8 protein-coding genes are annotated in these 11970 nt (G+C 57.4%); all 8 read left to right on the forward strand.

Going from position 1 to position 11970, the window contains the following annotated elements:
* The first annotated feature begins 81 nt into the window (after window positions 1–81).
* The 8 genes from acsC (at window position 82) to NWF31_RS11250 (ending at window position 11967) form a co-directional block, all read left to right on the forward strand.
* A complete protein-coding gene (gene acsC, locus NWF31_RS11215; RefSeq protein ID WP_258360592.1) occupies window positions 82–1422 on the forward strand; it encodes an acetyl-CoA decarbonylase/synthase complex subunit gamma in 1341 nt (446 codons plus the stop codon).
* Complete coding sequence (locus NWF31_RS11220; protein ID WP_258360593.1) at window positions 1419–3326, forward strand: ASKHA domain-containing protein; 1908 nt, start codon at window positions 1419–1421, stop codon at window positions 3324–3326. Before acsC ends, NWF31_RS11220 begins: the two co-directional genes overlap by 4 nt.
* Window positions 3326–4075, forward strand: coding sequence for an ATP-binding protein (locus tag NWF31_RS11225; RefSeq protein ID WP_258360594.1), 750 nt, complete (start codon window positions 3326–3328; stop codon window positions 4073–4075). The genes NWF31_RS11220 and NWF31_RS11225 overlap by 1 nt, the downstream gene beginning before the upstream one ends.
* Window positions 4076–4099: 24 nt before the next feature.
* On the forward strand, window positions 4100–5068 hold the full coding sequence (locus tag NWF31_RS11230) for an acetyl-CoA decarbonylase/synthase complex subunit delta (RefSeq protein WP_258360595.1): 969 nt from the start codon (window positions 4100–4102) through the stop codon (window positions 5066–5068).
* 16 nt (window positions 5069–5084) lie between these two features.
* Window positions 5085–5873: a methyltetrahydrofolate cobalamin methyltransferase gene (locus tag NWF31_RS11235; RefSeq protein ID WP_054935867.1), complete on the forward strand. Its 789-nt coding sequence runs from the start codon at window positions 5085–5087 to the stop codon at window positions 5871–5873.
* Between the two features lie 186 nt (window positions 5874–6059).
* Window positions 6060–6614 carry a 4Fe-4S dicluster domain-containing protein gene (locus tag NWF31_RS11240; protein WP_258360596.1) on the forward strand — a complete coding sequence of 185 codons (555 nt, stop codon included), beginning with the start codon at window positions 6060–6062 and terminating at the stop codon, window positions 6612–6614.
* A complete protein-coding gene (locus NWF31_RS11245) occupies window positions 6611–7483 on the forward strand; it encodes a CoB--CoM heterodisulfide reductase iron-sulfur subunit B family protein (RefSeq protein ID WP_258360597.1) in 873 nt (290 codons plus the stop codon). Before NWF31_RS11240 ends, NWF31_RS11245 begins: the two co-directional genes overlap by 4 nt.
* Before the next feature lie 20 nt (window positions 7484–7503).
* Entirely contained in the window at window positions 7504–11967 is a 4464-nt protein-coding gene (locus NWF31_RS11250; RefSeq protein ID WP_258360598.1) for an FAD-dependent oxidoreductase, read from the forward strand.
* Window positions 11968–11970 lie beyond the last annotated feature (3 nt).

Raw genomic sequence — 11970 nt, forward strand, 5'->3', positions numbered from 1 at the left:
AGCTAGCAAGGCCGGGTATATGCCTCTCCCGCATACACCCGGCCCGGTATATTTGACCTTAAAGGAAAGGAGTTAAAAGTTATGGCTTTAACGGGACTGGAAATTTATAAACAGCTGCCCAAAAAGAATTGTGGCGAATGTGGTACGCCCACCTGCCTGGCTTTTGCCATGAACCTGGCGGCCGGTAAAGCCAGCCTGGACTCTTGCCCCTACGTTTCCGATGCCGCCCGGGAGGCCCTTAATGCTGCCGCGGCCCCGCCCATTGCCAAGGTGGTCCTGGGTACAGGTACGGCAGCAGTGGAGATGGGGGATGAGACCGAACTCTTCCGCCACGACAAGCGCTTCTACCACGAAACAGCCATTGCCATCCAGGTAAGCGATAACCTCAGTAACGAAGAGTTAATGGCTAAAGTTGCTGCCATCAACGAACTGCAATTTGACCGGGTGGGACAGCATTATACCATCCAGGCCATTGCCATCCGCCACGACGCCGATGACCCCAATGCCTTCCAGGCAGCTGTAGCTGCGGTTGCTGCCGCTACCCGGCTAAACCTTATCCTCATGGCTGACGATGCCGCCGTGTTAAAAACTGCCGTGGCGGGAGTAGCCGACCGCAAGCCCCTGTTATATGCGGCCACTGCTGCCAATTACGAGGCCATGACTGCCCTGGCTAAAGAGTTTAATTGTCCCCTGGCGGTATATGGTAACGGCCTGGAAGAACTGGCCGGCCTGGTGGACAAAATTGTCGCCCTGGGCTGCAAGCAGCTGGTCCTTGACCCCGGGGCCCGGGAAACTTCCCGTGCCGTTGCCGACTTTACCCAGATCCGCCGCCTGGCCATTAAAAAACGCTTCCGTTCCTTCGGCTATCCCATTATTGCCCTGACGACGGCCGGCGATCCCCTGGCGGAAATTCTCCAGGCAACGAACTATATCAGCAAGTACGCCAGCCTGGTAGTTTTGCGTACCGCCGCCAAAGAACACCTGTTACCCCTGCTGTCCTGGCGCCAGAATCTCTATACCGACCCGCAGGTACCCATCCGGGTAGAAGAGAAACTCAATGAAATAGGAGCCGTTAATGAGAATTCACCGGTTTATGTGACCACCAACTTCTCCCTGACCTATTACTCGGTAGAAGGAGAAATTGAAAGCACCAAGATCCCCAGCTACCTGCTTTCCGTCGATACCGATGGCCTGTCCGTGCTAACGGCCTATGCCGATGGCAAGTTTGAGGCTGAAAAGATTGCCGGCGTCATGAAAAAAGTGGGTCTCGAAAATAAGGTCAAGCACCGCCGGATTATTATCCCCGGAGCAGTGGCCGTCCTGAAGGGCAAGCTGGAAGACCTGACAGGCTGGGAGGTACTGGTAGGACCCCGGGAAGCCAGCGGTATCGTGGCCTTTGCCCGGGCCAACCTGGCGTCATGAAGCACTTTACTGTCACCTTCATGCCTGATAATATCCAGGTCCAGGTAACGGCAGGTACCACCGTCCTGGAGGCGGCCCAAAAGGCCGGCCTGCCCCTGAAAAGTACCTGCGGTGGTGCCGGTACCTGCGGCCGCTGTATCATTAAAGTTCGCCGGGGAGAGGTTCAGGTTAAAGGAGGACACCTGCCGGCCAAATTGAAGGAAGAGGGTTATACCCTGGCCTGCCAGACCATCATCCAGGGCGATGTGGCCATCGAGATCCCGGCAGAATCCCTCCTCAGCAAACACCAGGTGCTCCTCCAGGACAAGGGGCGCCTGCAGGACGGCCTGACTGATTTACTGGGTTCCTATCCCCTGGAAGCTGCCTGTGAAGTAGTAACCTTGCATCTCGCCGAGCCTACCCTGACGGAAAACACCAGTGATACCAGCCGCCTGCTGACGGCCCTGCGCAAGGAAAAAGGGGTGGAGGGGCAGGTGAGCTTAGCCCTTCTCCAGGATTTGCCGGAGAGCTTGCGCCAGGCCGGCTGGCAGGTTGATGTCACCCTTGCCAGGGCTGATAACCGCCTCTTACGGGTTACCCCTGCCGGGTCAGGCAGGAACTTTGGCCTGGCCATCGACCTGGGTACCACGACGGTAGTAGTCTCCCTCTTGGACCTGCGTAACGGCCGGAGGATTGGCCAGGGCGGTAGTTATAACCGCCAGGCGGCATATGGAGATGATGTCATTTCCCGCATCATCCATGCCACCAGTAACCATGGTGGCCTGGAGGAGCTGCGCCAGGCGGCCCTGGCCACCATTAATGAGATAAGTAATTCTTTACTGGCCAACCACGGGATTGACCCGGCGGAGGTGACGGCAGCAGTCATTGCCGGCAACACTACCATGAGCCACCTGCTGCTGGGCGTAAATCCCAAGTATATCCGCCTGCAACCCTATATCCCTGCTGCTACCGAGTGGCCGGCCCTCACTGCCGGGGAAATCGGGCTGGCCATTAATCCCCTGGCTACCGTCCAGGTCTTCCCCAGCGTAGCCAGCTATGTGGGCGGCGATATTGTCTCGGGTGCCCTCTTTACCCGCATTGCCAGTGGAGAAGAACTAACCCTCTTCATTGACATTGGCACCAACGGGGAAATGGTCCTGGGGAATAAGGACTGGCTCATATCCTGTGCCTGTTCGGCGGGGCCGGCCTTTGAAGGCAGCGGCATCACTTGCGGTATGCGGGCCATGGAGGGAGCAGTTGAAGGAGTAACCATCGACCCGGAAACCTGTGAAGTCGAGCTGGAAGTAATAGGCGGCGGCCGCCCGGCCGGTCTATGTGGCAGCGGTTTAATTGACTGCCTGGCGAAGCTCAGGCGGGCCGGCATCATCGACCGGACCGGTAACTTCCAGGAAGTAGCCACACCCCGGCTAAGGCTTACTGATGAAGGATACGAGTTTGTCCTGGCCTGGGCGGCAGAAAGCAGCCACGGCAAGGATATCGTCATTACCGCCGCCGACATCAAAAATCTCATCCGCTCCAAGGGAGCCGTCTTTGCCGGCATCCAGAGCCTGTTAAAGACCGTCTCCCTGGAACTGGAAGCAGTCGACAGGATTATCATTGCCGGCGGTTTCGGCAATTACCTGCACGTTCCCAATGCCGTTGAAATCGGCCTCTTACCCGATTTACCGGCGGAAAAATACGTCTTTGCCGGCAATACTTCCCTCAAAGGTGCCGAACTGGCCCTCCTTTCCCGGCCGGCCTGGCAGGAAGCCCTGGAACTGGGCCACAAGATGACCTACCTGGAGCTTTCCGCCGGCAACCTCTTTATGGAGGAATTTGTCTCGGCCCTGTTCCTGCCCCACACCCAGCTGGAACTCTTCCCCTCCGTAACCGGTGGGACCAGCCCGCAAAGGAGGGAAGGCTAGTGGCCCGCCATATTGCCGTTGCCGGTAAAGGGGGTACAGGAAAGACCACCTTTGCCGCCCTGTTGATACGCTATCTAGTTGAGAAGAAAAAGGGGAGCATCCTGGCCGTGGATGCCGACCCCAACGCCAATTTAAACGAAGCCCTGGGCGTTAAAGTCGATACCGTTATTGCTGATATCCTTGATGCCACCAAAAACCCGCGGGCCATCCCCGCGGGCATGAGCAAGGATATGTTCATCGAGTACCAGCTGGCCCAGGCCCTGGTGGAAACGAGGGACTTTGATCTATTAACCATGGGCCGGCCCCAGGGTCCGGGCTGTTACTGTTATCCCAATGACCTCTTGCGCAAGCACCTGGAAACCTTAAGCGCCAGCTACGACTATATGGTCATTGACAGTGAAGCCGGCCTGGAGCATATCAGCCGGCGGGTTATCCAGAATGTGAAGGACCTCTTCGTCATCAGCGACGCCTCCGTCCGGGGAATTCGTTCCGCCGGTAGGGTACGGGAACTGGTCCAGGAACTGCAGCTTGCTATTCCCAATATGTACCTGATAGTAACCAAAACTACCGGTGACCAGGGTCCCCTCCAGGAAGAGATCGAGCGGACGGGATTGCCCCTGGGCGGGACTATTCCCTATGATGAACAGGTCGTCGCTTTTGACACTTACGGCAAACCCCTTTTTGAGCTACCGGCAGAAGCCCCGGCCGTCCAGGCAGTCAGTGACATCCTGAACAGGTGCAGTATTTAACATTTTATGGAAGGAGTGTTATTCATGGCCGTCCAGATTTTACGTGATCGGAGCCGCGCAACGGTACAAAAAGTTGTCCTGGGTGCCACCAAAGAGCAGGGCGGTACCCGCAGCCACACCATTGTTGTCGGCGGCGATGCTGCCCTTCCCTTCCACCATTTTGAAGGAGAGATTAGCCGTCCCGTTATTGCCATGGAAGTCCAGGATATCGTTCCCGACTGGCCGGAAGTGTTGAAGGATCCCTTTAATGATGTAATTAATGAGCCCGGCCGCTGGGCGCAAAAATGCGTGGCCGCATACGGTGCCGACCTTATTTACCTGAAACTAGCCGGCGCCGATCCCGAAGGGGCCAACCGCTCGGTAGACCAGTGTGTGGCTACCGTCAAGGAAGTCCTGCAGGCTGTTGGTGTTCCCCTGATTGTCGTCGGCTGCGACGACGTGGAGAAGGATCACGACGTCCTGGAGGCAGTAGCCGAAACGGCTGCAGGGGAAAACCTGCTCCTGGGTAACGCCGAGCAGGATAACTACAAATCCCTGACGGCAGCCTGCATGGTGCACAAGCACAACATTATTGCCCGCTCCCCCCTGGATATCAATATCTGCAAGCAGCTCAACATCCTCATCAACGAAATGAACCTGGGCCTGGACCACATTGTTATTGACCCTTCCATTGGCGGCCTGGGCTACGGGATAGAATACGCCTACTCGATTATGGAGCGCATCCGCCTGGGGGCCCTCCAGGGCGATAAAATGCTCTCCATGCCGGTGATCTGTACGGTAGGTTATGAGGCCTGGCGGGCCAAGGAAGCTGTGGCTCCGGTTAGCGAATACCCCGGCTGGGGTAAAGAGGTTGAGCGGGGCATCCTCTGGGAAGCAGTTACGGCCACCGCCCTCCTCCAGGCCGGCGCCCACATTCTCCTCATGCGCCACCCGGAAGCTGTGGCCAAAGTCAAGGAAAATATCGACCAGCTTATGGCCAGCAACGCTTATTAAGAAGGAGGTCTGAAGCATGCTTATCATTGGTGAACGAATTAACGGCATGTTCAATGACATTAAACGGGCCATCCAGGAACGGGACCCGGCCCCCGTACAGGAATGGGCCCGCCGCCAGGAAGAAGGCGGCGCCCGCGCCCTGGATCTGAATGTCGGGCCGGCCGTCCAGGATAAGGTCAGTGCCATGGAATGGCTGGTAGAGGTCACCCAGGAAGCCAGCAGTCTAACCCTGTGCCTGGATTCTACCAATATCGCGGCCATTGAAGCGGGACTGAAAAAAGCCAAAAACAGGGTTATTATCAACTCCACCAATGCCGAACGGGAAAAAATAGAAAAATTGTTCCCCCTGGCCGTGGAGCACGGCGCAGCCCTCATTGGCCTCACCATGAATAAAACCGGCATCCCTAAGGATAGCGACACCCGCCTGGCCTTTGCCATGGAACTGGTAGCTGCGGCTGATGAATTCGGCCTGCCCATGGATGACCTGTATATTGACCCCTTAATTCTCCCGGCCAATGTCGCCCAGGATCACGCCCCGGAGGTTTTAAAAACCCTGCAACAGATTAAAATGCTGGCCGACCCGGCTCCCCGGACCGTACTGGGCTTGAGCAACGTCTCCCAGAACTGCCAGAACCGGCCCCTCATCAACCGGACTTTCCTGGCCATGGCCATGGCCTGCGGCCTGGATGCCGCCATTGCCGATGCCTGCGACGAAGCCCTCATGGAAACGGCGGCAGCAGCAGAAATTTTGCTCAACCAGACGGTTTACTGTGATTCTTTTGTCAAGATGTTTAAAACCAGGTAGGATTTTTATCAACAACGTCGAAGCTTATTGCGGAGTAGCTAAAATAATGAAATTGTTACAATAGCAACAGCGTTACAGGAATACGTTGATACCTGGGGGAAAATTACCGCAGTAAAGTGGAGAGAGGTGCCGGCGTATGGTTTAACGCTGGTCCTCTCTTTTTCAGGGCAGGAAGGAGGAAGGGGATTGGCTGAGCAACAAATTGTACCTTCCCATCAGCTTGTTGCTCCGGTGGGCAGGCAATCGGGTCAACCTGTCAGCCGTTGTTACCAGTGCCATAAATGTACTGCCGGCTGTCCGGTCACGATGGCCATGGACCTGATGCCCCACCAGGTAGTACGCTTTGTGCAGCTCGGTCTGGAAGAAGAACTCTTAAAAAGCAAAACCATCTGGCAATGTGCTGCCTGCCGGACCTGTGTTTCCCGTTGTCCCAATGGCATCGACATTGCCGCCATTAACGACGCTTTGAAGCAGCGGGCCCTGGCTAAAGGAGTCCAGCCGGCCCTGCCGGAAGTGGCTGCCTTTCACCAGGCCTTCCTGGCTTCGGTTAAAAGCAAAGGCCGGGTCCATGAACTGGGGATGATGTTCGCCTTTAAGATGAAAACTGGTACCTATTTCCAGGATGTCCCCCTGGGGCTGAAAATGTTCCGCCGCGGTAAACTACGGCTTTTACCCGAAGGGCTTAAAAATAAAGCTCGCTTCCGGGCCTTGTGGCAAGGAGAAAAGGGGGGGCAGGCATGAAATTAAGTTATTACCCGGGCTGTTCCCTGCACTCGACGGCGGCTGAATTTTCCGCCTCCACCGAAGCCGTGTTTAAAGCCCTGGGGGTAGAGTTGCAGGAACTGGGCGACTGGTGCTGTTGCGGCGCCACCTCCGGCCATTCCCTTAACAGTTACCTGAGCCATGCCTTGCCCCTGCATAACCTAATCCTGGCTGAGGCTGCCGGTAACGATTTGCTGGTACCCTGTGCCGCCTGTTATAACTCCTTAAAAGCGGCCCAAACCTTTATGGCCGGCGGCAGCCAGGAAGCCCGGGAACTCAACCGGCAGGCAGGTCAAATCCTGGGACGGGAATACCGGGGAGAGGTGCGGGTGCGTCATGTCGTAGACATGCTGGCCGATCCCCGCATCCAGACTCTACTGGATGGGAAGGCAAAAAAAAGCCTGGCTGGCCTCCCCCTGGTTGCCTACTACGGTTGCCTGCTGACCCGGCCACCCAAAGTAGCCAGTTTTGAAGCTAATCCTGAACAGCCCCGGCTGATGGACCGGCTCCTGGCCCTGTGCGGTGCCACTCCGGTAGGCTGGACCCATAAAAACGAGTGTTGTGGGGCCAGTCTCGCCATTCCCCAGCCGCAACTTGTGGAGCAACTGGTGGGCAAAATAACGGCTGCCGCTCGCTATGCCGGAGCTGCAGCCATAGTGACGGCCTGTCCCCTGTGCCAGACTAACCTGGACAGCCGCCAGCCGGCCGGAGCAGAACCTCTACCCGTCTTTTTCATTACCGAAATCATCGGCCTGGCCCTGGGGCTGGATGCCGCTCCCTGGTTAAAGAAACATTTAGTAGATCCCCTGCCCCTTTTACGGCAGCAGGGGTTGCTGGTAGCCTCCTAGCAGAAAGGTTGTGAGACGCCATGAATGAAAAGCAGGAAAATGTCCCGGCCGTAGGTTCGGTCCTGGTCCTCGGCGGCGGTATTGCCGGTATGCAGTCGGCCCTTGACCTGGCTAATGCAGGCTACCTGGTTCACCTGGTGACAGAAAGTTCTTCCATAGGCGGTCGTATGGCCCAGCTGGACAAAACCTTCCCCACCAATGAATGTGCCATGTGCCTGCTGGGGCCCCGGATGACGGATACCTTAAACCATCCCAATATCCGCCTGCATACATGCGCCTCCCTGGAGAAAGTAGAAGGGGAAAAGGGTAATTTTACCGTCCAGATCCGGGAAAAACCCCGCTACGTTAATATTGAGGAATGTACCGCCTGCGGCGACTGCGAGCAGGTCTGCCCTGTGTCTGTTCCCAACGAGTATAACCAGAATATGGGCAGCAGGAAGGCCATTCACAAGATGTTTCCCCAGGCGGTACCCAATAAATACCTGATTACCAAAAGGGGCACGCCTCCCTGCCGCAGCGCCTGCCCGGCCGGTACCAATGCCCAGGGTTATGTGGCCCTGATCTCCCAGGGTAAATTTGCCGAGGCCCTGGAAGTTGTCCGCCGCCGGATGCCCTTTGCCGGCATATGCGGCCGCATCTGCCACCACCCCTGCGAAACCGAATGCAACCGGGGACAGTTTGACGACCCCATTGCCATTGCCACTTTGAAAAGGGCGGCCTATGACTATGGCTGGGAAGCTGAAGCAGCCCGGGAAAAGGAACAGAGGCCGGAGCTTCCCTCCAGGCAAGAAAAAGTCGCCATTATCGGCGCGGGCCCGGCTGGCCTGACAGCCGCCCAGGACCTGTCCCTGGCAGGCTTCCAGGTTACCGTTTACGACGCCTTGAGCCAGCCCGGCGGCATGCTGCGAGGCGGCATTCCCCGCTATCGCCTTCCCCTGAAGGTAGTCGACCGGGAAACCGGGCGCATTCTCGCTTTAGGCATTAAGTTTGTGCCCAATACCGTTGTCGGCAAAGATATTACCCTGGCGGAACTGCAAAAGCAGTACAACGCCGTTATCATCGCCACCGGCCTGCAACAGAGCCGGATGTTAAAGCTGGAAGGTGCCGATTTAAAGGGTATTCTACCTGGAGTAGCTTTCTTGCGGGAAACCGCCCTGGGCGGCCGGCCCGACGTAGGAGAAAGGGTTGTCGTCATTGGCGGTGGTAACGTGGCCATTGATGTGGCCCGGACGGCCCGGCGCCTGGGGGCCAGGGAAGTCCACCTGGCCTGCCTGGAATCCCGGCAGGAAATGCCGGCCCATCCCTGGGAGATTGAAGAAGCCCTGGAAGAAGGCATCGTCATTCATCCTTCCTGGGGTCCCAGGCGTTTCCTTGGTGAAGGGGGCCGGGTCACCGGTATTGAACTAATGCAGTGTACCCGGGTTTTCGATGAAGAACGCCGTTTTAATCCCCAGTATAACCCGGAAGTTACCCAAACCCTGGCTGCCGACACCATTATCCTGGCCATCGGCCAGGCTGCCGATCTTTCTTTCTTAAGCGAAGACGGTAACATAGCCACCAGTCGCGGCCTGATTGCTGCCGATCCCCTGACCCTGGCTACCAGCGTGCCCGGCATCTTTGCCTGCGGCGATATCGTCCGCGGGCCCGCCTCGGTAGTGGAAGCCGTAGCCAGCGGCCACGAAGCAGCGGAATCCGTTAAGCGCTACCTGCAGGGCGAAGACCTGGCTGCCGGCCGTTCCCTGGAAAAAGAACCCAAGCTGGACCCGCCGCCCAATGCTATACCCTTCCCCGGCCGGCGCAGAATCCAGGCCTTGGCCCCGGCAGCAGAGCGCATCCAGGATTTCCGGGAAGTCTACCAGGGCTTTACCCCGGAAGAAGCCATAGAAGAGGCCAAACGCTGCCTGAACTGCGGCATCTGCTCGGAATGTCACCAGTGTGAAGCTGTTTGTAAAAAGAAGGCTGTGGAGCACTGGCAGCAGGAAAAGGTAGTGGAACTCAAGGTTGGCTCCCTGGTCCTGGCCCCCGGCTATGAACTCTTTGATGCCACCCTGGCCGGCGAATACGGTTACGGTTATTATGCCAATGTCGTGACCAGCCTGGAGTTTGAGCGGCTGCTCAGCGCCACCGGCCCCACGGAAAGCCACGTGGTACGGCCTTCCGATCACCGGCCGCCCAAAAAGGTGGCCTTCATCCAGTGCGTCGGTTCCCGGGATTGCGAGAGGGAAGGCAGCCCTTACTGCTCAGCTATATGCTGCATGTATTCCACCAAAGAAGCCATTATTGCCCGGGAACATGACGCCAATATTGAGCCGACCATTTTTTACCTGGATATCCGCGCCTACGGTAAAAACTTTGACCGCTACGTCGAAGCGGCTAAAGCTGCCGGGGTACGTTATGTACGGGCTATGATTTCCCGGGTGGAAGAAGACCCGCAGACCAAAAACCTTACCATCCAGTACTATGCCGACGGCAGGATAATCCGGGAAGAGTTTGACATGGTTATTTTAGCGGTAGGCGTCAGGCCACCGGCCGGAGCGGAAAAACTGGCGGCCGTTGCCGGTATTAAGCTTAATCCTTATGGCTTTGCCAAAACCTTACCCCTGCAACCGGTGGCCACTACCCGGCCGGGCGTTTATGTAGCCGGCGTCTTCCAGGGTCCCCGGGACATCCCGGAAACGGTAGTCAATGCCAGCGCTGCCGCATCTTTAGCCGGTGCCGCCATAGCCTCGGGCCGCAATACCCTGGTCACGCCCAAGGAATACCCGCCGGAGAGGGACGTGAGCCAGGAAGAACCACGGGTGGGTGTCTTTATCTGCCACTGCGGCATTAATATCGCCGGTGTAGTTGATGTCAAGGCGGTAGTAGAGGCTGCCGCCAAACTTCCGGGAGTGGTCCATGCCGAGGATAACCTCTACACCTGTTCCCAGGACACCCTGAAGAAGATTAAAGACGCCATCCAGGAATACAACCTGAACCGGGTGGTAGTGGCCTCCTGTACCATTCGCACTCACCAGCCCCTTTTCCGGGAAGCCTTAAGGGAGGCCGGCTTAAACCAGTTCTACTTTGAAATGGCCAATATCCGCGACCAGTGTTCCTGGGTACACCGCAACGAACCGGCCAGCGCCACTTTAAAGGCCATTGACCTGGTACGGATGGCAGTAGCCAAGGTTAAACGCCATGAAGCCTTACACCTGCAGCCGGTGCCGGTAATCCAGAAAGCCCTGATCATCGGCGGCGGCATAGCCGGCTTAACGGCGGCGTTAAATATCGCCGAGCAGGGCTATGAAGCCATTATCGTCGAACGGGAAGCCGAGCTGGGTGGACAGGTCCGGCATTTACGGGCCACCCTGGAAGGGGAAGACCTTAAGAATCTGCTCAAAGACCTGATCGCCAGGGTCCAGGCCAATCCCCGCATCCAGGTGTTCACCAGTGCCCGCCTTGAAGACTTTGGCGGCCACCAGGGACACTTTACCACCACCATTTCCCTTGGTGAACCTGGTAAAGAACACGTACGCCGGACCCTGAAACTGGAACACGGCGTGGTGATCGTCGCTACCGGCAGCCAGGAGTTAAAAACCGACGCCTATCTCTATGGCCAGGACGAGCGGGTAGTAACCAATACCCAGCTGGAGCAGGCCCTGGCCGACGGCCACTGGGATGCCGGCAAGAACAAACAGGTGGTCTTTATCCAGTGCGTTAGTTCCCGGGATGGCGAGCACCCCTACTGCAGCCGCACCTGCTGCGCCCAGACCATTAAAAACGCCCTGGCCATAAAAACCCGCAATCCTGAAGCTTTAGTTTACGTCCTTTACCGGGACATCCGCACCTATGCTTTCATGGAGGATTATTACCGCCAGGCCCGGGAGCAGGGCATCCTCTTTATTCCTTATGACCCGGAAGCGCCGCCCCAGGTACGCCGCCGGGAGATCGGCCTCCTGGAGGTTTTAGTTAAGGATCCCGATTCCGGCAAAGACCTGGTACTCTGGCCCGACCAGCTGGTGCTGGCCACGGGTGCCGTGGCCCCGGATGGGGTAGAAAAACTGGCTACCATGCTGAAACTGCCTTTAAATGAAGATAAATTCTATGTCGAGACCCATGCCAAGCTGGCGCCCATTGACTTCCCCTCGGCCGGGATTTTCCTCTGCGGTGCCGGTCATGCGCCTAAATTCGCCAGTGAAGCCATTGCCCAGGCCGAAGGTGCCGTGGCCCGGGCCTGTACCATTTTGAGCCGGGAAAACCTGATGGTAGGCGGCGTGGTAGCCGTGGTCGATGAAAACAAGTGCGCTGCCTGCCTGACCTGCGTCCGGGTCTGCCCCTACAGCGTCCCGCGCATTAATGAGCGTAACGTGGCCGAAATCAATGCCGTCCAGTGTATGGGTTGCGGTACCTGTGCCGGTGAATGCCCGGCCAAGGCCATCCAGCTCCAGTTCTATAAAGATGACCAGCTACTGGCCAAGGTAGCCGGCCTCTTCGGGGAGGTGTAGTCA

Origin of the sequence: Neomoorella sulfitireducens (assembly GCF_024733845.1) — a bacterium.
Classification (GTDB): domain Bacteria; phylum Bacillota; class DSM-521; order Neomoorellales; family Neomoorellaceae; genus Neomoorella; species Neomoorella sulfitireducens.